The sequence below is a fragment of the uncultured Sneathiella sp. genome (genome assembly GCF_963973085.1).
Lineage (GTDB): Bacteria > Pseudomonadota > Alphaproteobacteria > Sneathiellales > Sneathiellaceae > Sneathiella.
The window spans coordinates 283,221-307,269 of sequence record NZ_CAXAXA010000001.1 but is presented as its reverse complement, the minus strand read 5'-3'; the positions used below and the strand labels follow the sequence as shown (position 1 = coordinate 307,269).

Here is a 24,049-nt window from a genome sequence, read left to right as displayed (position 1 = left end):
AAGCCATTGGCTAATACTCACACGCCCATACTAACGATTTTATGACAGTTACGTGAGTGTTAATATTGACTTTTTTCAAGCTGCGGATGAAGAGTACCGTTCGCCGCCGAAGCGAGATAAACTTAAGACCTACTGGCGAAGATCGCGAGAATATACGTGCGCGGCCGTGCGCCATCATTGTAAGGTGGCGGGAAGTTGGGATACTATCCCGTCATTCTTTCACTTTACCCTTGGGACCATGACAGACAGTACTTCTTCCGCCTTTGACATTCAGAACCCGGAGAGCGACAGCCCGCTGCTGCTCGTGGTCGATCATGCCAGCCGCCATATCCCGGAAGAATATGACAACCTCGGCCTTGCCGATCCGGCGGTGCTGCACCGGCATATCGCCTGGGACATCGGGATCGAGGATGTGACGCGGCGTCTTTCCGAGAAAATCGGGGCGACGGCGATCTATGCGCGTTTCTCCCGCCTGCTGCTGGATGCGAACCGCTATCCCGATGATCCCGCCAGCACCCCGGTGATCAGCGACGGCGTTGAAATTCCTGCCAATCGGGAGATGCCGGAGGACGAGCGGGCGCGGCGCGTGGAAAACTGGTTCACGCCCTATCAGGGGGCGATCACCGGCCTGATTGACCACAAGCTGGAGCATCACGCCCTTCCGCTGCTGGTCTCCATGCACAGCTTCACCCCGGTGATGCATGAGTTCGAGCGGCCTTGGCATATCGGCGTCCTCTGGGATGAGGACCCCAGGATCGCGCTGCCGCTCCTGAAAATCCTGCGGCAGAACCATTCCCTCGTCGTCGGCGATAACGAGCCTTACTCGGCCCGCGATCCCCTCGGCTACACAATGAACGAACATGGCATGAAACGGGATCTGCCCAATGTCGCCATCGAAATCCGCCAGGACCTGATCGACACCCATCAGGGGGCGGAAAAATGGGCGTCGATCATGGCGGATGCGCTGATGCGGCTGGGCCCCTTGTTGGACGCGAAAGAGGAGACCGACGCATGAGCATTGCCGAGCCGAGCTTCACCATCGGGATCGAGGAGGAATATCTTCTCGTCGATCTGGAAACCCGCGCCCTTGCCATCGAACCGAGCGAGGATATCCTCAGCGAATGCGAGCGGTTGCTGCCCGATCATCTGGTAACGCCGGAATTCCTCCGCTCCCAGCTGGAAGTCGGCACCCGGGTTTGCAAGAATATCACCGAGGCGCGCGCCGCCCTCTACGAGCTGCGCCGGACCGTGGCCGACGTGGCGAACCAGCATGGCCTTGGCGTGATGGCGGCCTCCGTCCATCCGTTCGCTGACTGGCACCAGCTCAAGCATACGCCGAAGGAGCGCTATGACGTGATTGCCCGCGATATGCAGGCGACGGTGCGACGGTTGATGATCTGCGGCATGCATGTGCATTGCGCGATCGAGGATCCGGAACTGCGCATCGATCTGATGAACCAGGCGAGCTATTTCCTGCCGCATCTCCTGGCGCTCAGTACTTCGTCGCCCTTCTGGCGAGGGGAGGAAAGCGGCCTCAAATCCTATCGCATGACGGTGTTCGATGCACTGCCGAGGACCGGCATCCCGGACCGGTTCGAGAGTTATGGCGAGTTTTCCCGGCTCATCGACACGCTGGTCGAAGCGGGTGCGCTGGAGGATGGGTCGAAGCTCTGGTGGGATATGCGCCCGTCATCGAAATTCCCGACACTGGAAATGCGGCTTTGCGATGTTTGCCCGCTGGTCGAGGACAGCCTGACCATCGCCGCGCTCTATTCCTGTATCCTTAGGATGCTGTATCGCCTGCGCCGCAATAACCAGCGTTGGCGCGTCTATCCGCAGACGCTGGTCGCCGAGAACCGCTGGATCGCGCAGCGCTTCGGGGTTGAGGGCAAGCTGATCGATTTCGGCATACCGGCGCCGGTGCCGGCTGCCGACCTGATCGAGGAGATCATCGGCCTTACCGCCGAGGATGCGGCGTTTCTCGGCTGCGAGAAGGAAGTTGCCCATGCGCGGGAGATTGTCCGGCGCGGCACCTCCGCTGACCGGCAGCTCAGCGCCTATCATGAGGCGATCAAGGGGGGCGCCAGCAAGGAGGATGCGCTGGTCAAAGTTGTCGATCAGGTCTTGAAAGAAACGGTCAGCGGCCTACAGTAATAGGAAACACCCCACGGAAAGGGAACAGACATGGATCAGCAAACACTCGAACTCGAAGCAGCGGCCTTCCGGCGCCTGCGCGATCACCTCAGGACCCGCACCGATGTGCAGAATATCGATCTGATGAACCTGGGCGGCTTCTGCCGCAACTGCCTCTCCAACTGGTATATGGAGGCGGCGAACGAAAAAGGCATCGAGATGGACAAGATGCAGGCCCGTGAAATCGTCTATGGCATGCCGTTCGATGAATGGAAGGCGAAATACCAGACCGAGGCGAGCGCTGAACAGCAGGCCGCCTTCAAGGACAGCCACAAGGATCACTAAGGGGTCTGCCAGCGCAAAATTTTTTGTCAAAGGCATAGATTTGTCCGGCGGAGAAATGCTAGAAATCCCTCCCGGAGAAATTCCGGCCCATTGCATGACCAAATTCACGGAGAAGAGACATTATGGCTGACGTCGGCGGAGTGGCCGCAGATCATCTGCGGTCCTATATCGAGAGAATTGAGCGCCTTGAAGAAGAGAAGAAAGGCATTGCCGACGATATCAAGGAAATCTTCGCCGAGGCCAAGGGCACGGGCTTCGACGTAAAGGCCATGCGCGCCGTCCTGCGTCTGCGCAAGATGGACAAGGCCGATGTGCAGGAACAGGAATATATGATCGACCTGTATAAACATGCCCTTGGCATGGCAGCGGATGAAAATCCCGCCGAAGAGGACGCCGGGAACGAGCCCGAAGCTGCCGCCTTTTAGGCGGAAATTCCGTTAGGGGAAAAGAATGGGCTGATGCGGTTTCCTGAGGAAAAGCATCAGCCGTCATCTTTAAAATCTATCAGACAGCCCCGGTCAGGAAGGCCGCGCCAACGATCGAGATGGCGCCGCCGCCTGCGCGGATGGCAATATTTCCGACGCGTGAGGACCCCAGCGTTCCGATCCCGATACCACACAGATGCAGAAGGCCTGTCGCCAGCACGAACCCGACGCCATAGGCAAGGGCATTGGCCGCCGCTGGCAGCTCTGCGCCATGGGCATGGCCGTGGAACAGGGCGAAGAAGGCGACAACGATGCCCGCAATCCACATCGGCGGGCGAACCATGAAGACGATCAGCAGCCCCAGCACAATCGCCGAGGCGGCAATGCCGGCCTCAACCGCGGGGACGGGAATGCCCGAGAAGCCGAGCACCGCACCGAGAGCCATGACAACCGGGAAGACAATCGGCAGGAGCCAGACACCGCGCTTGCCAAGAGAGGCCCCCCAGAGGCCCACGGCGACCATCGCCACAAGATGATCCCAACCCAGGACCGGATGGGCAAAACCGCTGCTGAAACCGCCGACGATACCACCGCCGGTATGGGCGAGCGCAGGGGTCGCCAGCAGCAGGGACGTGACGGCGAGGATACTCGCTGTTGTAAGGGATCTGGACATCATATCTCGCATTTTCGGTTTCTCTTTGATTTTGTTTCTGTTGGCGGGGATTCGAGATCACGGTAATACAGCCATCGCCCGCTTGCAAGCCTGACGATGCCCCTCCGCCCGGTGCAATGAGGAAAAGTCGCAGAGGCCGTTGCCGGACCCTTCCGCCCTATCCCTCTTGTATTCGAAGTTGCAATAATTAAGTGCAGAAAGCGCCTGTTATAAATCCACAGGTGGTTATTGCCGGTTTGGGGACATGACGGAGTTTTCAACAGATGCCGCAGGCTTTGCGGCCCTCACCATCAGCGAGCTGATTCTGCAGCAATGCGTGATCAATGGCCTGTTCACGGCGGAAGAGGCGCGGCGGCTTCTGGAGACGGCGGCGGCGCGCCATGAAGGCGCCGCGCATGGGCCGGAGGAGAAGATTGCGCTCAACCGGCAGTCGGCAGAGTTGATCCGGGCGCTGTCATCGGGGCTGGAACCGCTGTTGTCGAGGCCGCAAGCAAAGGCAGAAAAACCCGCGCCGGAGAAAAAACCGGCGACGCCGCGCCCGACCTGGGTACGTTTTCCCGACTGAGGTTATGTTTTTGCGACGATGCGCTTCGTGCTCTGCGGGTATTTTTGCAGCAGCTTCGCGGGTCGCACGGGACGCAGTGTGAAGTTTCCGCCGCAGTTTGGACAGACTCCGTTATGGACCCCTTTCGCGCAACTTTCACAGAAGGTGCATTCAAAGGTGCAGATATAGGCATCAACCTTGCCGTTCGGCAGATCACAATCACACGTCTCACAGTTTGGTCTCAGCTCCAGCATGACAGTCTCCTTTTGCTCATTCTATAGCCGAAGAGACGGCACCCGGACAGGTCCAATAAGGGCCCGTTCGGGGAGCCACTTTATAGCAAGATGGTTCCACCCGGAATTCCTCTGATACATCGTTTTAGGTACGGTTTAAGTTCTGCTTATGACCCGATGTGGCCGCCTAGACATCAAATCGCATAAAATTCATGCGACAAAGCTCAAGCCAGTTCCGAAAGTTCGTCGCTAACTTGACGGATAAATTAACTTCGGCAATAAGTTAGATAAAGTATTCCACTTGGCCCGAAAGACATAACAATGACCACATATCACGCAAGTTGTTCCTGCGGCGCTATCGAGATCGAGGCCGATGGAGAGCCCGTTGTACAATGCTATTGTCATTGCAATAGCTGTCGGAGTTTCACGGGCTGCCCGGTCAATGCGCCAGTGCTATGGCCCCGCGACAAAATTCGGATTGTCAGGGGTGAGGACAAGTTACGCCACTACTCTAAAACGGGACATGCAGAAGCGGGGCGCTATTCCTGCAGTATTTGTAATGGTCTTGTTGGTATTAATTTATTTGAGGCTGGCCTTTACGACATCTTTGCTGGTCTGGTGCATGATCTGACATTTACCCCGACAATTCATATTAATTATGAAAACGCCATTCTACCGATTAAGGACGGCCTTCCAAAATTTAAGGACATGCCCGAAGAAGCAGGGGGTAGTGGTGAGATGATGCCGGAATGATCAACAGAATGACAGCTGCAAATATTGGTCTGGAACGCGCCTTACAGTGATTCACACTGTAAGGCGGCCGAATTCGGACATATTTAAGTTTGCTTGCTAGATCACAGTATTAGCACTACTCCGCCGCTTGCTTCTGCGGTTCGGGGCTGCGGAAGGCGGCGAGCAGGTTGTCGAGGTCGCCGCGATAGAGCCGGATCGCTTTCTCCTTCACATGGCCATAGCCGCGGATTTCCATCGGCAGTTCGGCGATGGCGACGGCGGTTGCATGATTTGCTGGCGTTAATCCGTCCAGAACCTCGGTCAGGGTCGCTTCATATTCCTTGATCAGCGCCCGTTCGATCTTGCGCTCCTCCTGATAGCCGAAAATATCAAGCGGGGTACCGCGAAGGGATTTGAGTTTCGCGAGGAAACGGTAAGCCTTCATCATATAGCCGCCGAATTCCTTCTTCTTCAGATGGCCCGTGTCCGGGTCCTTCTTCGAGAAAAGCGGTGGGGCGAGATGGAATTTGAGCGAGTAGTCGCCCTCCATCATATGCTCCACCTTCTGCATAAAGACCGGGTCCGCATAGAGCCGGGCGACTTCATACTCATCCTTGTAGGCGAGCAGCTTGAAGTAGGACCGCGCCACCGCCTCCGAGAGGGAGGTATCGCCGGGCTTGATGTCGCTTTCGCGGAGCCGGACTTTCGCCGCCATATCGCTGTAGCGGCGGGCATAGCGGGCGCTCTGGTATCCGGTGAGAAACTCGACCCGGCGGGAGATCATCTCGTCGAGATCGTTCGTCGGTTCCTGAACGAGCGTCGGGCCTTTCAGCTCGTCCACTTCCTTCATCACCTTGTCGGGATCATGGGCCATCACGCGGCCCCAGCCGAAGGCTTTCTTGTTGAAGGGCACAGCGACGCCGTTCAGCTCTACCGCTCGCAGCAAGGCTTCCTCGCCGAGCGGGATCAGGCCTTTCTGGTAGGCAAAACCGAGCATGAACAGGTTCGTCGCGATGGAATCGCCCATCAGCGTCGTCGCAATCTCGCTCGCCTCGATCAGATCGCAGGCATCGGCGCCGACCGCATCGCGGATATGGTCGAGCGTGTCCTGGACCGGGAAGGGCGCGTCGGGATCGAGGGTGAAATCCATGGTCGGCGAGGGATGGGCGTTGATCACCGCATGGGCGACGCCGACATCGAATTTCGCAAGGGAATCGTAGGAGCCCGAGACCACCATGTCGCAGCCAATGAGGAGATCGGCGCGGCCCGCCGGGATGCGGACGGCGTTGATGTCTTCGGGATGCGGCGCGATATGCACATGGCTGGTGACGGCGCCGCCCTTCTGCGCGAGACCCGCCTGATCGAGCACGGAAATGCCCTTGCCCTCCAGATGCGCGGCCATGCCGACGATGGCGCCGATGGTGACGACGCCGGTGCCGCCGATCCCGGTGATCAGGATGCGGTAGGGGCCCTTGAGCTCGCGTATCGCCGGAACGGGCAGGCCTTCCGCCGGGTTTTCCGCCGCATGCGGCGCGGCCTTGCGAAGCTCGCCGCCCTCGATGGTGACGAAGCTCGGGCAGAAGCCCTTCACGCAGGAGAAATCCTTGTTGCAGGTCGACTGGTTGATGGTCCGCTTGCGGCCGAACTCGGTCTCGATCGGCTCGACGGAGAGGCAGTTCGACTTGATGGAGCAGTCGCCGCAGCCCTCGCAGACGAGATCGTTGATGATCACGCGCTTGGCCGGGTCCGGATAGGTGCCGCGCTTGCGGCGGCGGCGCTTCTCGGCGGCGCAGGTCTGGTCGTAGATGAGGATCGAGACGCCCTTTTCCTCGCGCAAGTGCCGCTGGATCTTGTCGAGGTCGTCGCGGTGATGGATCGTCGTGCCCTTTGGCCAGGGTGTTCCTTCTGCGTACTTTTCCGGCTCATCCGTCACCACGCGGATGACGGAAACGCCTTCGCCCTCGAGCTGCTGGGCGATCTGCCAGGGGGTGATATGCCCTTCCGTCGGCTGGCCGCCGGTCATGGCGACCGCGTCGTTATAGAGGATCTTGTAGGTCATGTTGGCCTTCGCCGCGACCGCCTGGCGGATGGCGAGAATGCCCGAATGGTAGTAGGTCCCGTCGCCAAGGTTGGCGAAGATATGCTGCTCGTCGGTGAAATGCATCTGCCCGACCCAGGGCACGCCTTCGCCGCCCATCTGGGTGAAGGTATCGGTGTTGCGGTTCATCCAGGTAACCATGAAATGACAGCCGATCCCGGCGACGGCGCGGCTTCCCTCCGGCACCACGGTCGAAGTGTTGTGCGGGCAGCCGGAGCAATAGAAGGGCGTGCGCACCAGCTTCGCCGGTTTCGCCTCCAGCTGCTTTTCCTTGCGGTCGAGGAAGGCGAGGCGGTTTTCGATGGATTCGGACGTATAGAAGCGGCGGATACGGCCCGCGATCACCCGCGCGACCATGGCCGGGGTCATCTCCCCGGTCGAGGGCTGCAGCGGGTTCTTGTTCTCGTCGAACTTGCCGAGGATGCGCGGGCGCACCTTGGTGTCCCAGTTATAGAGCTGCTCCTTCATCTGGTTCTCGATGACGGCGCGCTTCTCCTCGATCACCAGCACTTCCTCGAGCCCCTCGGCGAACTGGCGGACGCCGTCGGGCTCCAGCGGCCAGGGCATGCCGACCTTGTAGACGGTGAGGCCGATATCGGCGGCGAGCTCGTCATTGATGCCAAGATCGCGGAGCGCCTGGCGCACGTCGTAATAGGATTTGCCGACAGTGACGATGCCGAAGCGCCGCTTCGGGCTGTCCATAGTGATATGGTCGATACTGTTGGCGCGGGCGAAGGCGCGGGCGGCGTATATCTTGTGCTTGTTGAGCCGCACTTCCTGGTCGAAGCGGTTGTCATGGGGCTGGATATTGAGGCCGCCCTCCGGCATCTCGATATTCGGGCGGATGAAGTTGCCGCGGTCCGGCGCGACATAGACGGAGGCGCCGCCCTCGACGGTTTCGGAGATGCATTTGAAGCCGATCCACAGGCCCGAGAAGCGCGACATCTCCAGCCCGAGCAGGCCGTAGTCGAGAATCTCCTGCACATTGGCCGGGTGCAGCACGGGCATCATCCAGCCGGCGAAGCTGTGCTCGCTCTGATGCGCGATGGAGGAGGAGACGATGCCGTGATCGTCCCCCGCGAGCGCGAGAACGCCGCCGTATTTCGAGGTGCCCGCGCTGTTGGCGTGGCGGAAGACGTCGCCCGTGCGGTCGACGCCCGGGCCCTTGCCGTACCACAGGCCGAACACGCCGTCATAGCGCGCGCCCTTGAACATGTTGAGCTGCTGGCTGCCCCAGACCGCGGTCGCCGCAAGGTCCTCATTGACGCCCGGTTCGAAATGAATGTCGTTTTCCTTCAGGATCTTCGCGGCTTTCCAGAGCGACTGGTCGTAGCCGGCAAGAGGAGAGCCGCGATAGCCGGAGATGAAGCCCGCCGTATTCAGCCCGGCGGCGCGATCGCGTTCCTTTTGCATCAGCGGCAGGCGCACCAGCGCCTGAATGCCGGTCAGGAAAATACGCCCTTCCTCAAGCGTGTATTTGTCGTCCAGCGTTACATTTGCCAACTGCATCTCTTAACCCTCACTCCCATTCGAAAAAAAGACATATACTGCTGTTAGATATAAGCAGAATATCATGAAAGGCAAAAAAGGTCAATACTACTGACTTATATGATTTTTCGTGATGTTTTCATCGGATTTTTTTTGACTTTTCCGGGGCAAAAGTGCTTTTGAAGAGGATACGGGTTTTATTTTTCTGTGAGGGGCGAGCATGACCATACTGGTGACGGGGGTGGCGGGATTTATTGGAATGCATGTCGCCGAAACCTTGCTGGCCGGTGGGCGGAAGGTGATCGGGATCGACAATCTCAATCCCTATTATGATGTAAAGCTGAAGAAGGACCGCCTTGCGCGCCTCAACCTATACAGTAACTTCACCTTCTATGAGCTTGATATTTCAGACCGGGCCGCGCTCTATGCGGCGCTGGGTGATCATTCGAAGATCAGCCTGATCGTACATCTTGCGGCGCAGGCCGGGGTACGACACAGCCTGACCCGCCCGTTTGACTATACGGCGGCGAATATTACCGGCTTTCTGACGATTTTGGAGCTTTGCCGCCAGCTCGAAAATCTCAAGCATGTCGTTTACGCGAGTTCCAGCTCCGTCTATGGCGCGAATACCAAGATGCCCTTTTCGGTGAGCCAGACGACGGACAGCCCGCTGTCGCTCTATGCAGCGACGAAAAAGGCGAATGAACTGATGGCCTACAGTTACGCGCATCTCTACGATATTCCAATGACAGGCCTGCGGTTCTTCACCGTTTACGGACCGTGGGGACGGCCGGATATGGCCTATTGGCGCTTTACCAAGCAGATTATGGAGGGCGAACCGGTCCATATCTATAATCATGGCGATATGAAGCGCGATTTCACCTATATCGACGATGTGGTGAAGGGAATTCTGGAAGTGCTGGTAAAACCGCCGGAAACAGGGGACGGCAAAACCCCACATCGGGTCTATAACATCGGCAACAACCGGGCGGAGAAGTTGCTCGATTTCGTCGAGATAATCGAGGAAACACTGGGTGTTGAAGCCAAGCGCGAATTGCTTCCCATGCAACCCGGCGACATCAAGGAGACCTACGCAGACATTGACCCGATCCACCGGGATGTGGGATATGAACCTGCGACCTCGCTTGAGGTGGGTTTGCCAAAATTCGTCAAATGGTACCAGGAATACTGTAAGGACTAGTTTTTCATGTCGGACGCGTTCGATATTTCGCAGATACAGAATATTATTGATCACGGCATTCCCCATTGCGCGGATATTGGCGTGAAAGTCCATGACATGAATGCCGACGGCGTGACCTTCAGCCTGCCATATCAGGAACGTTTCGCCGGAAACCCGGTCAACGGCGTGCTCCATGGCGGGATCATTACCACGCTGATCGATACGGCGGCGGGCATGTGCATCTATGCGCGGCTGCAGAAATACATGCCGATTGCGACGCTGGATTTGCGGATTGACTATTTGAAACCGGCAACGCCAGGGGAGGATGTCTATACTCACGCGACCTGCTACCGGACGACGAAGCAGATCGCCTTCGTCCGCGCCATCGCTTACCACAGTGACCCCGAGGATCCGATTGCCAATGCCGTCGGTACCTTCATGCTGAAATCGACTGCCGGCAAGACGTTGAATGAAGCGGCGGATGAGAAGAGGGCAAACTCATGACGGTCCTGACATCCGAAGATTTTGTCGCCCGGATAGAGCAGTCGAAGGAGAGCCGGGACTGGCGCCCGGTATTCGAAATGATTCCCTATTTCAGCTATCTCGGTCTGCGGATTGAAAATCCGGATGGGAAGCTGACCTGCGTCTTGCCCGAAGACAAGAAGTTTATCGGCAACCCGACCCTGCCGGCGCTGCATGGCGGCGTGATCGGCGCGTTTCTGGAAAGTACCGCGCTGGTCCATTTGTTTGCGACGCAGGATGTGACGCGCCTGCCGAAGATCATCAATATCACGGTGGAGTATTTGCGCTCCGGCAAGCCGGTCGAGACCTATGCCGAGGCGGTAATCACCAAGCCTGGCCGCCGCGTGGCCAATATGCGGATTGAGGCCTGGCAGGAGGAACGCGACAAGCCGATTGCTGCCGCCCATGCCAATTTCCTTGTCAGTTGATTTTATAATCCTAAATGAACAGGAACTATTTTTGCCTGTTGGAGTTTGCTTTACATGACCGATGCCGCCCTTGCCAATCTGCCCGAATGGGACCTGAGCGATCTGTACCCGTCCCGGACCTCGCCTGAACTGCTGGAGGATCTGGAGACGGCGGCGCGGGATGCAAAAGCTTTTGCCGCTCAATACAAGGGCAAGCTCACCGAACTGGACGGGCAGGGGCTCTATCTCGCCATTACCAAGTTTGAGGAAATCGGCGAGTTGGAAGGCCGGATCATGTCCTATGCCTATCTGGTCTATGCAGGCAATATGTCGGATCCGGATGTCGGCAAGTTCTTTCAGACCATGCAGGAGAAGATCAGCGCCATCGGCACGGATCTGCTGTTCTTCACGCTGGAGCTGAACGCGATCGAGGATGACCGGCTTGCGGCGATGTATGAGGGTAGCAGCCTGAAGAAATACAAGCCCTGGCTCGATAATGTCCGGGCTTTGAAACCCTATCAGCTCTCCGACGAGATCGAGAAACTGCTGCATGAAAAAGACATCGCCGGGCGCAGCGCCTGGGTGCGGCTGTTCGATGAGACCATGGCGGGGCTCAAATTCGAGGTAGATGGCGAGGAAATGGCCTCCCAGCAGGTGCTGCATCTCCTCTCCAGTCCAAACGCGGAACTTCGCAAGAAGGCAGCAAAATCTCTCGGCAAGGTGTTCGGGCAGAATGTCCGGCTGTTCTCGCTCATTACCAACACATTGGCGAAAGACAAGGCGATCGAGGATGACTGGCGCGGTGCGCCGGAACCCGCCGCCATGCGGCATCTGTCCAACCAGGTCGAGGCAGAGGTCGTTGATGCACTCTCCGATGCAGTGCAGGCGGCCTATCCGCGTCTCTCCCATCGTTATTACGCGATCAAGGCGAAATGGATGGGGCAGGAGAAGATCGATTATTGGGACCGCAACGCGCCGCTTCCCGATTCCGACGACCGGATCATTTCCTGGAACGAGGCCCGCGATACTGTGCTGGAGGCCTATGGCCGCTTCTCGCCGGACCTTTCCGATCTCGGCAAACAGTTCTTCGAAAAACCGTGGATAGACGCGAGTGTACGCCCCGGCAAGTCCCCGGGCGCCTTCGCCCATCCGACGGTGCCAAGCGTGCATCCCTATCTCCTGCTCAACTATCAGGGCAATATCCGCGATGTGATGACGCTTGCCCATGAGCTGGGCCATGGGGTTCACCAGCTTTTGGCGGCACCGCAAGGCGGGCTGCTGGCGGATACGCCGCTGACATTGGCCGAAACGGCGAGTGTGTTCGGCGAACAGCTGACCTTCCGCGCGCTGCTGGAGAAAGAGAGCGATCCGGCCAAGCGCAAGATCATGCTGGCGGGCAAGGTAGAGGATATGCTGAACACCGTGGTGCGGCAGATCGCCTTCTATGAATTCGAGAAACGCCTGCACGATGCCCGGCGGAAAGAGGAGCTCTCTCCCGACCAGATTGGCGAAATCTGGATGGATGTCCAGCGCGAAAGCCTTGGCCCGGCAATCCGGCTGCATGATGAGTATCAGTATTTCTGGTGCTATATCCCGCATTTCATCCATTCGCCTTTCTATGTCTACGCCTATGCGTTCGGCGATTGCCTGGTAAATGCGCTCTATGCCATCTATCAGGAGGCCGAGAGCGGCTTTCAGGACAAATATTTCGACATGCTGAAGGCAGGCGGCACATTGCGGCACAAGGAATTGCTGGCGCCCTTCAATCTTGATGCGTCCGATCCCGCCTTCTGGTCCAAGGGCCTTGGCGTGATCGAGGGCTTCATCGACGAGCTGGAAGCGCTTTAGCCTTTTTCGGCGATCTCATACGACATTCTGTTGCTCGACGGGCAGATTTCGGTATATTGCAACGCAATGTAATATAACGACGCTTGAGAAATGAAAGGTATGCCAACATGAGCGAGCAGGGAAATATGAACATCGACGCCCAGAAAGAATCCTTTGATGACTTCGTGAAGCTGTTCAAATACGGCACGATCGGGATCGTTATCCTTCTTATCCTGATGGCGATCTTTCTGCTCTGACGAGGCGGCGAGCCCGCCGGGTTCCGTATTACCGTGGGCGGCGTTGCGGGGCGTCACCTAACTACCAGAATTCACAACGATAAAGGATCGATTATGAAAATCGCCATCCCAAGGGAGCGCCGGGAGAACGAGAAGCGGGTTGCCGCCTCCCCGGATACCGTGAAGAAATTTGTCGCCCTGGGCGCCGAAGTCATTGTTGAGACGGGCGCCGGGGAGACAAGCTCCTTCAAGGACTCGGATTTCGAGGAAGCCGGTGCGACCATCGCTGCCGATGAGGCCGCGGCGCTGAAAGACGCCGATGTTGTTCTCAAAATCCAGCATCCGCTGACGAAAGAAGAGGGAACGGACGAGTTGGCGCTGATGAAGAAGGGCGCCGTTCTGGTCGGTCATCTCTCCGCCATGCAGAACCGTGAACAGGTCGCCGCCTATGCCAAGGCCGGTGTGACCGCGCTGGCGCTGGAGCTGCTGCCGCGCATCAGCCGCGCGCAATCGATGGACGTTCTCTCCAGCCAGTCGAACCTGTCGGGCTACAAGGCTGTGCTGGACGCCGCCGCCGAATATGGCCGCGCCATGCCGATGATGATGACCGCCGCGGGCACCATTGCCCCGGCCAAATGCTTTGTCATGGGAGTTGGCGTTGCCGGCCTTCAGGCAATCGCCACCGCACGCCGCCTGGGTGCGATTGTGACCGCGACCGACGTGCGTGCCGCCACCAAGGAACAGGTCGAGAGTCTCGGCGCGAAATTCGTCATGGTGGAAACGGATGAAACCGGCGAGACCGAGGGCGGCTACGCCAAGGAAATGAGTGACGATTACAAGAAACGCCAGGCGGAGCTTGTGTTCGAGCATATCAAGAAGCAGGACATGGTCATCACCACGGCGCTTATCCCGGGGCGCACCGCGCCGATCCTGATTACCGATGAAATGCTGGCGGTGATGAAGAAGGGATCCGTCGTTGTTGACCTCGCGGTCGAGGCGGGCGGCAATGTCACCCAGTCGAAACCCGGCGAGATTGTCGTCACCGACAATGGTGTCAAGATTATCGGCCATCGCAACGTACCAAGTCGCCTTGCGAGTGACGCGTCATCCCTGTTCGCGAAGAATCTCTTCAATTTCCTGAACCCGATGATCGACAAGGAAACGGGGAACTTGAACCTGAACTGGGAGGACGAGGTTGTCCTCGGCACCGCGCTCACCCGCGACGGCAGCGTGATCCACCCGCAACTGACTGAGGGAGGGAACTGATTATGGATATGGTAGATCCAACCGTTTTCCGGCTGGCCATTTTTGTGCTCGCCATTTTTGTTGGCTATTACGTGGTTTGGAGCGTGACGCCCGCCCTGCATACGCCGCTGATGGCGGTCACTAACGCGATTTCCTCGGTGATTATCGTCGGTGCGCTGATTGCCGCCGGACCGTCGGATATGACGCTGGCGAAAGTCTTCGGCTTCGTCGCTATCGTGCTCGCCTCGGTCAATATCTTCGGGGGGTTCCTCGTGACCCAGCGGATGCTGTCCATGTACAAGAAAAAACAGAAATAGGGGAGACGCACCGTGTCAGCAAACTTTACGGCGCTTGCCTATCTGGTCTCCGCCATTCTTTTCGTTCTTGCGCTTCGCGGCCTGTCCTCACCGGCCAGCTCGCGGCGCGGGAATATCATGGGCATGGCCGGTATGGCCATCGCCATCATCGTGACGATCCTCCGGCCCGACGTTCTCTCCTATGAGTGGATCATCGGCGGAATTGTCATCGGTGGCGCCATTGGTGCGGTCATCGCCCAGCGTATCGCCATGACCGCCATGCCGCAGCTTGTCGCGGCCTTCCACAGCCTCGTCGGCCTTGCCGCCGTGCTGGTCGCCGCGGCCGCCTTCTATAACCCGGACGCCTATGGCATTCTCGGCGCAGGCGGGGAACTGACGGTTCTGTCGCGCATTGAAATGTCCATCGGCGTTGTCGTCGGCGCGATTACTTTCTCCGGCTCCATCATCGCCTTCACGAAATTGCAGGGGCTGGTTTCCGGCAACCCGGTGATCTTCCCGGGGCAGCATTTCGTCAACCTGCTGATCGGCCTTGCCATTGTCGCGCTGATCATCTGGTTCTGCCTCGATCTCGACCCGACGATCTTCTGGGCGATGACCGCGCTGGCGTTCCTGATCGGCTTCCTGATCATCATCCCGATTGGCGGCGCCGACATGCCGGTGGTCGTCTCGATGCTGAACAGCTATTCCGGCTGGGCGGCGGCAGGTATCGGCTTCACCCTTGAAAACACCGCGCTGATCATCGTTGGCGCGCTGGTCGGCTCCTCGGGGGCGATCCTCTCCTACATCATGTGCAAGGCGATGAACCGCTCCTTCTTCAGCGTCATTCTGGGTGGCTTCGGCGGCGATACGGCGGCCGCCGGTCCCGACAAGGGCGACCGTCCGTTCAAGGCGGGCTCTGCTGATGATGCGGCCTTCATCATGAAGAATGCGGGCAAGGTCATCATCGTGCCGGGCTATGGCCTTGCGGTGGCGCAGGCCCAGCATGCACTCCGCGAGATGGTCGATGCCCTGAAGGCAGAGGGGGTCGAGGTTGTCTATGCCATTCATCCGGTGGCGGGCCGCATGCCCGGCCATATGAACGTGCTGCTGGCCGAGGCGCAGGTGCCTTACGACGAGGTGTTCGAGCTGGAGGAAATCAACTCCGACTTCTCCGGCGCCGATGTGGCGCTGGTGGTGGGCGCGAACGACGTGACCAACCCCGCCGCCCGCGATGACCCGTCCAGCCCGATCTTCGGCATGCCGATCCTCGATGTGGACAAGGCGCGCACGGTGCTGTTCGTGAAACGCTCCATGTCATCCGGCTACGCCGGGATCGACAACGATCTTTTCTATAAAGACAACACCATGATGCTCCTCGCCGACGCCAAGAAAATGGTCGAGGATATTATTAAGGCGCTGTAGAGGGCGGGACTGAACATTCAGGCTTAAACAAAACCCGTCGGCAAGCACCGGCGGGTTTTATTTTTTATATACATATTCATTCTTGAGTTTTGCGTGTGTCGCGCGTAATTTGAAATTTATGAATCAGATACTGGTTTTAATTATTGTCGTCTTGTCATTGCTCGCTGCGGCGGCGGTATTATTTGCTAGGGCCGTCACCTATGAAGATTATCAAAGGGCTTATAGATCAGGACCTTTGGCACATTGGGTCAATAATCATTTATTGGTGGGAGATAACGGAAGAACGCATGTGCCCATTGTAAATCGTGTTTGTACCGCTGACGAATTGATGACGCCTGATAAGAAGTCACTTCTGAAGTTTTGTTTCGCTGTGGGAGCTACCGTCCCACTAAATAAATGCAGTTTTTGGTGGCTGGCCGGTGATTGCATTGGAATATATGCGTCGAGAGATGTTCTCGAGAATCCGTTACTGCGAGAGGCCGTTACGGCAGCGGTGAAGAACGGCTGTATTGAGAATGATTTTAAGTCAATTGATCTTGGTTATTTATGCAGTTCCAGCGGCAAGCTGAAACAAAAAGTTGTGCTGAAAAGTGTCTATAATAATGATCTGGAGCAGCTTGAGTACATCATCCGTTAAATCCGGTTAAGAGGGGGAGAGAATGAGCGATTACAAGATAATACTTAATCATTACACAGATGGTATTTCCGGGCATTTTAATATAACTTTTGCAGCTGTCGAAAACCTGGCTGACTTAACTGTCGGCATAAATTTGATTAATGAAGGCAGTTTTCTTGGGTTCAGATTTGATAATTTGGATGGCGTCATTGCAAATGAGAATTTTAAGTTAGATGACTATTTAACTGACCCAACTAAAGAAGGATACCTTCAACGTAAAGAAGTTATTATTTCTGAGGAACAGTATGAATTATTGCGTTCTGAGTATTCAAGTCGAATTGGTGAAGAACTTAACTATGTGGCGTATGCTCATGTATTTTGGGGCGAGAATTGCACGCTTTTGCCTGAATATGTCTTGGATCAAATTGGTATCTCACAGCAAACTGGTGACTATTTCTCATTTAATGAATTGTCACAATCTCAGGCAGGAATGCAAGTTTGGGATAATTTGACTTCATATAAACCAACTTTCGCAAATAGCTATGTATCGAACGCATTTTACGCGCAGCTTTACTCATACATGCGTGAAGGCTTGAGAGTTGATGTAAACACCATGCCAGTTATCCTAAGTCTGATGGACGAATATGGAAACATCGGTGGTCTTGATAATGCAAAACAACAGCTTAAGAATCTTGGCTATACAGACGAAGAAATCAATTATGAAATCCCTGAAAATGCGGAGATTCGCTGCTTCTCGGCTGGCACTTTGATCGATATGGCGGATGGCTCGCGGAAGCCTATCGAGCAGATTGAAGTCGGGGATGAGGTGTTGGCCTATGATCCGGCGGAATTGGGCGGCCTTGGGGAGCTTAAGGCAGCGCGGGTGACCCGGACGATGGTCAATCAGGTCGAGGAGATCATTGATTTCCACGGGGTGAAGATGACGCCGGGCCATGCGACGCTTTGTGGCGACGGGCCGCATCAGGGCCGGCATATCCCGATCATGGACATCCTCGTTGCCGATGGCGCGATCGTCAACCGGGAGGGCGAATTGATCCGCGCCGCAACGAACTTACCGGTGGGCAGCGACGGGGACCGGTTCGTTAAGGTGGCCTATATCCTCGATAAATCGCAAAAAGCCTATTCCCATGGCCGGATACGCCTCGGCACGCGCATGATCGGTCAGGATGGCGGCGATGACTGGCGGGTGATGGAGGCGCTGGAACGCGAAGGCTATGTGCTCCATCCAGACGGCCTGATCTCCAAGGGCGGGGAGACACCGCATCCGCTCTACTGGTTCGGGCCGCTGCCGAAGCCGGAGGATTATGTGCTGGCCAAGTCGCGCCTGACCATCGGCAATCTCTATTCCGGGCAAAATGTCGAGAGCAGCAGCGCCATCGGTGCGGATCTGCCACGATACGCGGGAATGACGGTGCAATAACCGCAATCGACCCAAACAAAAGCCGCTGGTGAAAATCAGCGGCTTTTTTTGTGATCCGGCGCACTTGATCCTTCCGTGGAAAAGCTCATTTCCCTGAGGTGGGTTATGGAAGGAGTGTGGCGATGCGCATTTTACTGATCGGGGCGGCGCTGTTCCTGCTCGCGGCCTGTCAGACGACGACGGCGGAGCAGGACCCGGACCTGATGTGCTGCACCTGGGGCAACCACCAGAGCCGCTAAGGCCGCCGGGTCGCCCTCAGTAGAGATTTTCCTTATAGGCAACTTCGAGATAGGCGTCGGACTGTTCCGCGTCCATCCCGGCGATCTGGTCGGCGAGCACCTGCCCGAGCGTCGGGAAGGCCTTGCGCTCGACCTTGCTCTCCTCGGCCCAGAGCTTCGAGCGGATCAGCGCCTTCGCGCAATGCATATAGGCCGAGGTGACCTTTATCAGCAGCACCGAGCGCGGCAGCTTGCCCTGGGCGGCATGTTGTTCCATCAGCTCCGGATCGACGCTGATCGTCGCCGTGCCGTTGATGCGCAGGGTCTCGTTAATCCCCGGCACCAGAAAGATCATGCCGACGGCGGGATTGCGAAGGATGTTGATCAGGCTGTCGAGGCGGTTGTTGCCCGGCCTATCCGGGATCGCGAGGGTATTGTCATCGAGCACGGAGACGAAGCCCGGCGCATCGCCCCTCGGGGAGGCATCGGCCGTACCGTCGCCGCCGTCGGTGCTGAGCACGAGGAAAGGGGAGAGCGAAATGAAGTGGCGGCAATGCCTGTCGAGCTTCGGGATTTCCTTCTGCACGGCGCGCTCTCCCGGCTGCTTGTAGACGCTGTAAAGCTCCTCAACGGTGGTGATGTTATGCTCTTTCATTGTTCTGTCTCCGGCCAATTCTGCGCGCCTTGTTTTGTCCATTTGTACAGAAAAAATTGCGCAGGATCAATTACCGGGAATGGCGGCATGGGGTATAGTTGAGGTCAACCATGGATTACTGCGGAGCCTGCCCGTGTTTTATGACCGCTTCAGCCGTCTGCTGCACCTTCTCTTTGCTATTGGTATTTCAGCTCAACTGCTGGTCAGCAATATCATGGAGGAACCGGATGACGGTTATCCCGGGGATTTCTTCTACGAGATACATGAGCGGATCGGCATCAGCCTGCTCGCGCTGCTGGTGATTTACTGGCTCTGGTCGCTGGTGCGCCGCGGTCCGCTCAAGCTTGGACATCTGTTCCCATGGTTCAGCGCGGCCGGGCGGCGGGCGCTCATTGAGGATATCCGCCGTTATCTGTCTGCCGTTCTGGCCGTGACCCTGCCCAGCACGAAGGAGCCAAGCCCGCTGGCAGGCGCGATCCAGGGCCTCGGGTTGCTGGTCGCCACGGGGATGGCCGTGTCCGGCACGGTGATTTTCCTGTTTGCGCCGGAGACGGGAGAATTGCGCGGGCCCCTCCATGAGATCGAGGATGTTCATGAAGCCCTCGGCGGCCTGATGTGGGCCTATCTTGCCGTGCATGTCGGGGCGGCGGTTCTGCATGAGATCTTCGGTCAGCGCATCCTGTTTCAGATGTTCAGTTTTCGCAAAAAAAAGCCGGACAATTGACCTGCCCGGCTTTTCCCGCTCCCGGCGGTCTGGCTAGCTTGCCATTGATCGGATATCGGTAAGCACAGCGGCGACTTCCTCGCGCAGCTTGGCGGAGAATTCCGTCAGTTCCCCGACGGAGCCGAGAAGCTGCGTCGCGGAGGTGCCGGAGGCGGCCGCCATATTGGAGACATCGGTGACCGAGCGGGAAACTTCCCCTGTGCTGGCCGATGCCTGCTGCACATTGCGGGTGATTTCCAGCGTTGCCGAATTCTGTTCTTCGAGGGCCGTCGCCATGACCTGAACCGTTTCGTTGATGCGGACGATCATTTCCTCAATCTGCTTAACCGCCTCGACGGCCTTGGTGGTGGCATTCTGCATGCCGTCGATCTGGCTGGTGATCTGTTCCGTCGCGCTGGTGGTCTGGGCGGCAAGGCCCTTGACCTCGGAGGCGACGACGGCGAAACCCTTGCCGGCCTCTCCGGCGCGGGCGGCCTCGATCGTGGCGTTGAGGGCCAGCAGGTTCGTCTGGGAAGCGATATTGTTGATCAGCTCGATGACGTTGCCGATTTCACCGGCGGAAACCGCCAGCTTGCCGACTACTTCATCGGTTGTTTCCGCGACATCCATCGTTTCTTTCGACAGCTTGGCGGACACATCCACCTGACGGGAGATTTCCTGAAGCGACGCGGAGAGCTCCTCGGCGGCGGAGGCAACGCCGCTCACGTTCCCGGCGGCCTGTTCGGAGGCGGCGGCGATGGCGGTGGAGTGACGGTCCGTATCGGCGGCGCTCGTCACCATGCTTTTTGCCTTTTCTTCCATGGTCGCGGCGGCCCCGGAAATCTGCTGGGCGACCGCATTGACGGAGGATTCAAGTTTCTGGGCGATTGCCTGGGCGAAGCTGATCCGCTCGGCGGTAGATTTATCGGCCGCTTCCTGGTCGCGGCGTTTCTCTTCCTCGGCGCGTTGCATTTCTGCCTGGCGGCGGGTGTCGGCCTCGACGGCTTTCTCCTCGGCGTCCTTTTCACGCTGGATTTCGAGTGCCCTCATTTTTTCCGCATTGGCCTGGAAGACCTGCACGGCGCGGGACATATCCCCGACGTCATCCTTGCGATCCAGCCCGACGATGGTGATATCCTGCTGGCCGTTGGCAAGCGAGGTCATGGCCCCGGTCAGCTGGCTCAGCGGCTTACCGATAAAACGGTTGAGCAGGAATCCGGTGAGCAGCATGATACCGAGCAGGGCCGCGCCGGTCAGCAGCAGCTGCTGCATCAGGTTGGCGGACAGCCGGTCATTCAGCCGGTTCAGGCTCCAGGTGACGGCGGCATAGCCGACAAGCTCGTCCTTGGGGGTGATCACAGGCGTCAGGATAATTTGATGCGTGCCGGTCATTTCGGAATAGACGGCGCTGTCGCCAAGGCCCGTCTTGAGCCGCTCGAACTCACCGGCCATATTGACGGTCGGCAGGCTGTCGGACTGATATTCGGTAACGACATTGCCCTCGCTATCGAATGTGACGACGTCAGCAAGGACGCTGTCCGCGTGACTTGCCAGCTCTTGATAGACTTCGGCGATTTTATCGGGCTTTTTCCATTTGAGCGCGCCGGAAAGCTGCTCCGCCATCAGGTTGGTGATGGTCAGGTTATTGGAAATCGCCAGACTCTCCAAATCCTGGCGCTGGTTTTGCAGCCCCAGGAACACGAGAAGCGAGAGACCCATCAGGGTCGTGGCGAAAACGACAAGAAGAATTTTACGGCTTACGGTCAGCTTGACCGCGGCTTTCTTTTTGTCATGTCCGGTGTCCAGGGTCGTCGGGGTCTCAACGCTCATCTTGTTTTTATTCCTTCGATATTTTTGGGCAAACAGGGAATAAACGAGGGCCTATTCCAGCATTTCCACATTGACGCCGACCGTGACGGCACCGATAGCTTCGTTTGTTGCAGGATCAACGACGGCAATGCTGACCTGTGACTGGTATGTCTGGGAGGAATCGTCGAACTCAACCTCGTCGATCAGGACGGCGGACGGGCCGACGCCATAGGTCTTCTGCCATTTGGCTTCGTCACCCTGCCAGTAGTCGGAGGTCACGTCACTCTGGCCGACATTCAGGCCTTTCATATCCATGACGAAAATCTCGGTATAGAGGCCCTGGGATTTACCCTTGACGTCTTTCAGATAGCTCGAAAGGCTGTTGGCGAGGACGGCATTGATCATGCTCTGGTCACCACCGGCAGTTTCGGCACGCCATTACTTGTCCTGGCTGTCGATATCGCTCTGGCTGAGGCCGGCGGACTTCTTGTTCTGTTCCTTGACAGCGGCGACAACCTGGTCGCTTTGTGCCCAGTTACGGACGTCGCTGTCGACCATCTTCTGAATGGCGACGGTATAGTCGTTAGCGGCGGCGGTTGTCACCAGTCCGGCAAATGCGGCGATGGCGACAAGAGAGGAAACTGCCTTACGGATCATGGTGTTACTCCAATATTGCAAACTAAATTAAGTAAAATTCTGTATTCAGAGGTCGATATTTATTAGTTCTCGCCCCTGAAAGTAATAGAACAATAAAGGAAGAACTGTTTATTTATAGTTAATGAAGGAGGTCAGCGCAGGAAATGGGCTGGTCCGTCAGGCGACCTGACGATGGAGATCCCGGGGCAGGGTGACGGTGACACTGGTGCCGTAACCGAATTTACTTTCGATATTCAGGGTGCCCTGATGGGCGGTGACGAAGGACTGGACGATGGAAAGGCCGAGGCCGGCCCCCTCATGTGTGATGAGGGAGTTGGAATGCCCCTTGACGAACGGATTCGTAATGTCAGGAAGCTGTTCCTTCTTGATGCCGTCGCCGGTATCGGCAACGACTATCACCACCTTGTCGTCATCGGCCTCGGCGGACAGTGTTATTGTGTCCCCCGAATGGGAGAATTTGATGGCGTTGGTCAGCAGGTTGAGAAACACCTGCTGCAGGGCAGTCTCATCACCTTCAATGATCGGCAGGCTCGATGGTGTCTGCAGCGACAGGGCGATGGCCTTGGCTTCGGCGCGCCGGGAAACGGACTTGATGCAGTTCTGGAGTATGTCGGCGATGGCGATCGGCTTCTGTACGATATTACGCTTGCCCAACTCGATCGCGGAGATATCGAGCACCTCGTCAATCAGGGCGAGCAGGTGTTGGCCGCTATGGTTGATATCGCGCGCATACTCGATATATTTTTTGTTGCCGACCGGTCCGAAAAACTCGCCGGTCAGGATTTCGCTAAACCCGATGATGGCATTGAGCGGGGTCCGGAGTTCATGGCTCATGGTGGCGAGGAATTTCGATTTTGACTGGCTCGCCTCCTCCGCCTTTAACAGCGCATTGCGCAGGACTTCCTCGGCCTTCTTGTTGGCGTTGATATTGGTATTGATGTTGCCGGTGGCGATTATTTCGCCCTGCCTGTTGATGATCGGGAACCTCTGCGCGAGAATATGAACAATCGCGCCATCGGGGAGTACCTTTTCAAACTCCCATTCCATGGGCTTCTTTTCCGCTAATATCTGCAGCTCCTGAGCGCGCGTTTTTTTCGCAACCTCTTTCTCAAAGAAATACTCCATGGTTTTCCCGGTGATGTCCTGCTGTTCCAGGTTGAACCATTGGTGCCAGCGGTCATTGACATGGAGATAATGTCCGTTGAGGTCCTTGATCGAGATGGCTGCGGGGGAGTATTCGATAAATGTGCGGAACAGGACATCGCTGGTATGAAGCTTCCTCTGACGTACCATGGAAGTATGAATCAACCAGGAAATTGCCATTGTCAGGAGCAGCAGGAAGGCGAGGATCAGCTCGTCGATTATCGAGCTATTTGCGGCAATAAGTGCCGCCGTCGGTGCAATGGAGATAGTCCAACGGCGATCACCGAGCGCGATGGTGTGCGTAAGCGGCATGCCGGAATCAAGCACCGCCGCATCGGCGTTCGCAAAGACCAGCGTGTTGCCATCCAGTATCCTCACATGGAACTGGTCGAGGAAACCGTGATCCATGACCGACAGCAATAGCGGCTCGGTCCGGAACACGATATTCAGGAAGCCCAGCAATATCTCGTTGCGAACGACCGGAATGTAGACACTTATGCCACTGCCGCCCTGCCTGAGTTCAATGGGGGGCGTCATGCGCAGCTCCCCGGTATTAGCGGCGCTGCGTAAGACGGAACCGGGCCCGTCAAGATTGTAAACATTGATATTCTGCGCCGACTCATTCTTCTCCGGCGGATAGACCCAGCGAATAACGCCGTCGGCATCAATCCAGTTGAACGCCTGTAAATCCTGGAACAGGTCATAAACGGACGCCGCTTCGGACAGGAATTCGTGCTTGCCATAGACATGGCCGGCGACGATCTCGCGGCGGACATGTTCGGCAATGACGAGGTTGGTCCGGAAATGGGATTCCAGCTTCGCGGAGAAACGTTCGAGATGGCGCCGGGTATCCGTTTCCAGTCCCTTGGTGTCGCTTGTCGGGATCAGCAGCCAGCTTCCGATGATCAAAATGAACATGGATGCACATACCATAGCAGGCACCAACACCGTGCGGCGCATGAGCAACGTCGGGAGTTGATGAAGATAGCTAAGGAACAGTG

General features: G+C 57.2%; 25 protein-coding genes. 17 read left to right on the top strand and 8 right to left on the bottom strand.

Features of this window, described 5'->3' with window-relative positions; translation table 11 throughout:
• Positions 1-238 precede the first annotated feature (238 nt).
• From AACZ19_RS01415 to AACZ19_RS01400, 4 genes are all read left to right on the top strand, one after another.
• Positions 239-1,015: an N-formylglutamate amidohydrolase gene (locus tag AACZ19_RS01415; protein ID WP_339630436.1), complete on the top strand. Its 777-nt coding sequence runs from the start codon at positions 239-241 to the stop codon at positions 1,013-1,015.
• Entirely contained in the window at positions 1,012-2,154 is a 1,143-nt protein-coding gene (locus AACZ19_RS01410) for a carboxylate-amine ligase (protein ID WP_339630434.1), read from the top strand. Before AACZ19_RS01415 ends, AACZ19_RS01410 begins: the two co-directional genes overlap by 4 nt.
• Positions 2,155-2,184: 30 nt before the next feature.
• Entirely contained in the window at positions 2,185-2,478 is a 294-nt protein-coding gene (locus AACZ19_RS01405; RefSeq protein ID WP_339630432.1) for a DUF1244 domain-containing protein, read from the top strand.
• A gap of 122 nt (positions 2,479-2,600) precedes the next feature.
• On the top strand, positions 2,601-2,903 hold the full coding sequence (locus AACZ19_RS01400) for a DUF2312 domain-containing protein (RefSeq protein ID WP_339630430.1): 303 nt from the start codon (positions 2,601-2,603) through the stop codon (positions 2,901-2,903).
• Between the two features lie 79 nt (positions 2,904-2,982).
• Here the strand turns inward: AACZ19_RS01400 and AACZ19_RS01395 are convergent, their stop codons facing one another.
• Positions 2,983-3,588, bottom strand: coding sequence for a HupE/UreJ family protein (locus tag AACZ19_RS01395; RefSeq protein WP_339630428.1), 606 nt, complete (start codon positions 3,586-3,588; stop codon positions 2,983-2,985).
• A gap of 232 nt (positions 3,589-3,820) precedes the next feature.
• Here AACZ19_RS01395 and AACZ19_RS01390 point away from each other — a divergent pair, with 232 nt between their 5' ends.
• Positions 3,821-4,141, top strand: coding sequence for a hypothetical protein (locus AACZ19_RS01390; RefSeq protein ID WP_339630426.1), 321 nt, complete (start codon positions 3,821-3,823; stop codon positions 4,139-4,141).
• Positions 4,142-4,143: 2 nt separating this feature from the next.
• Here the strand turns inward: AACZ19_RS01390 and AACZ19_RS01385 are convergent, their stop codons facing one another.
• Entirely contained in the window at positions 4,144-4,374 is a 231-nt protein-coding gene (locus AACZ19_RS01385) for a DUF1272 domain-containing protein (RefSeq protein WP_339630424.1), read from the bottom strand.
• 300 nt (positions 4,375-4,674) lie between these two features.
• Here AACZ19_RS01385 and AACZ19_RS01380 point away from each other — a divergent pair, with 300 nt between their 5' ends.
• Positions 4,675-5,106, top strand: a complete 432-nt coding sequence (locus tag AACZ19_RS01380; RefSeq protein ID WP_339630422.1) for a GFA family protein — start codon at positions 4,675-4,677, stop codon at positions 5,104-5,106.
• Between the two features lie 115 nt (positions 5,107-5,221).
• On the opposite strand, the gene AACZ19_RS01375 is transcribed toward AACZ19_RS01380, so the two are convergent.
• Positions 5,222-8,692: an indolepyruvate ferredoxin oxidoreductase family protein gene (locus AACZ19_RS01375; RefSeq protein WP_339630420.1), complete on the bottom strand. Its 3,471-nt coding sequence runs from the start codon at positions 8,690-8,692 to the stop codon at positions 5,222-5,224.
• A 199-nt stretch (positions 8,693-8,891) separates the two neighbouring features.
• On the opposite strand from AACZ19_RS01375, the gene AACZ19_RS01370 reads away from it, so the two are divergent.
• The 10 genes from AACZ19_RS01370 (at position 8,892) to AACZ19_RS01325 (ending at position 17,863) form a co-directional block, all read left to right on the top strand.
• Positions 8,892-9,872, top strand: a complete 981-nt coding sequence (locus AACZ19_RS01370) for an NAD-dependent epimerase/dehydratase family protein (protein WP_339630419.1) — start codon at positions 8,892-8,894, stop codon at positions 9,870-9,872.
• Positions 9,873-9,878: 6 nt separating this feature from the next.
• Positions 9,879-10,355 (top strand): PaaI family thioesterase, encoded by a 477-nt coding sequence (locus AACZ19_RS01365; protein ID WP_339630417.1) that lies wholly within the window; start codon positions 9,879-9,881, stop codon positions 10,353-10,355.
• Positions 10,352-10,801 (top strand): PaaI family thioesterase, encoded by a 450-nt coding sequence (locus tag AACZ19_RS01360; RefSeq protein ID WP_339630415.1) that lies wholly within the window; start codon positions 10,352-10,354, stop codon positions 10,799-10,801. The genes AACZ19_RS01365 and AACZ19_RS01360 overlap by 4 nt, the downstream gene beginning before the upstream one ends.
• A gap of 54 nt (positions 10,802-10,855) precedes the next feature.
• Positions 10,856-12,628 (top strand): M3 family oligoendopeptidase, encoded by a 1,773-nt coding sequence (locus AACZ19_RS01355; RefSeq protein WP_339630414.1) that lies wholly within the window; start codon positions 10,856-10,858, stop codon positions 12,626-12,628.
• Positions 12,629-12,735: 107 nt separating this feature from the next.
• Positions 12,736-12,864, top strand: a complete 129-nt coding sequence (locus AACZ19_RS01350) for an aa3-type cytochrome c oxidase subunit IV (RefSeq protein WP_339630412.1) — start codon at positions 12,736-12,738, stop codon at positions 12,862-12,864.
• A 93-nt stretch (positions 12,865-12,957) separates the two neighbouring features.
• A complete protein-coding gene (locus AACZ19_RS01345; protein ID WP_339630411.1) occupies positions 12,958-14,109 on the top strand; it encodes a Re/Si-specific NAD(P)(+) transhydrogenase subunit alpha in 1,152 nt (383 codons plus the stop codon).
• An 8-nt stretch (positions 14,110-14,117) separates the two neighbouring features.
• Entirely contained in the window at positions 14,118-14,405 is a 288-nt protein-coding gene (locus AACZ19_RS01340; RefSeq protein ID WP_339631403.1) for an NAD(P) transhydrogenase subunit alpha, read from the top strand.
• Between the two features lie 12 nt (positions 14,406-14,417).
• Complete coding sequence (locus AACZ19_RS01335) at positions 14,418-15,806, top strand: NAD(P)(+) transhydrogenase (Re/Si-specific) subunit beta (protein ID WP_339630410.1); 1,389 nt, start codon at positions 14,418-14,420, stop codon at positions 15,804-15,806.
• 118 nt (positions 15,807-15,924) lie between these two features.
• Complete coding sequence (locus AACZ19_RS01330) at positions 15,925-16,443, top strand: hypothetical protein (protein ID WP_339630408.1); 519 nt, start codon at positions 15,925-15,927, stop codon at positions 16,441-16,443.
• A gap of 592 nt (positions 16,444-17,035) precedes the next feature.
• The gene (locus AACZ19_RS01325; RefSeq protein ID WP_339630406.1) at positions 17,036-17,863 is read left to right on the top strand and encodes a Hint domain-containing protein; all 828 of its coding nucleotides are present in this window, start codon (positions 17,036-17,038) and stop codon (positions 17,861-17,863) included.
• Between the two features lie 255 nt (positions 17,864-18,118).
• On the opposite strand, the gene AACZ19_RS01320 is transcribed toward AACZ19_RS01325, so the two are convergent.
• Positions 18,119-18,736 carry a pyridoxamine 5'-phosphate oxidase family protein gene (locus AACZ19_RS01320; RefSeq protein ID WP_339630404.1) on the bottom strand — a complete coding sequence of 206 codons (618 nt, stop codon included), beginning with the start codon at positions 18,734-18,736 and terminating at the stop codon, positions 18,119-18,121.
• A gap of 79 nt (positions 18,737-18,815) precedes the next feature.
• On the opposite strand from AACZ19_RS01320, the gene AACZ19_RS01315 reads away from it, so the two are divergent.
• Positions 18,816-19,460 (top strand): cytochrome b/b6 domain-containing protein, encoded by a 645-nt coding sequence (locus AACZ19_RS01315; RefSeq protein WP_339630402.1) that lies wholly within the window; start codon positions 18,816-18,818, stop codon positions 19,458-19,460.
• Positions 19,461-19,493: 33 nt separating this feature from the next.
• On the opposite strand, the gene AACZ19_RS01310 is transcribed toward AACZ19_RS01315, so the two are convergent.
• The 4 genes from AACZ19_RS01310 to AACZ19_RS01295 all read right to left on the bottom strand — a co-directional run bounded on the left by AACZ19_RS01310 (position 19,494) and on the right by AACZ19_RS01295 (position 23,966).
• A complete protein-coding gene (locus AACZ19_RS01310; RefSeq protein WP_339630400.1) occupies positions 19,494-21,269 on the bottom strand; it encodes a methyl-accepting chemotaxis protein in 1,776 nt (591 codons plus the stop codon).
• Between the two features lie 51 nt (positions 21,270-21,320).
• The gene (locus AACZ19_RS01305) at positions 21,321-21,653 is read right to left on the bottom strand and encodes a hypothetical protein (RefSeq protein WP_339630398.1); all 333 of its coding nucleotides are present in this window, start codon (positions 21,651-21,653) and stop codon (positions 21,321-21,323) included.
• A gap of 33 nt (positions 21,654-21,686) precedes the next feature.
• A complete protein-coding gene (locus AACZ19_RS01300; RefSeq protein ID WP_339630396.1) occupies positions 21,687-21,905 on the bottom strand; it encodes a hypothetical protein in 219 nt (72 codons plus the stop codon).
• A 156-nt stretch (positions 21,906-22,061) separates the two neighbouring features.
• A complete protein-coding gene (locus AACZ19_RS01295) occupies positions 22,062-23,966 on the bottom strand; it encodes an ATP-binding protein (protein WP_339630394.1) in 1,905 nt (634 codons plus the stop codon).
• Between the last annotated feature and the right edge of the window lie 83 nt (positions 23,967-24,049).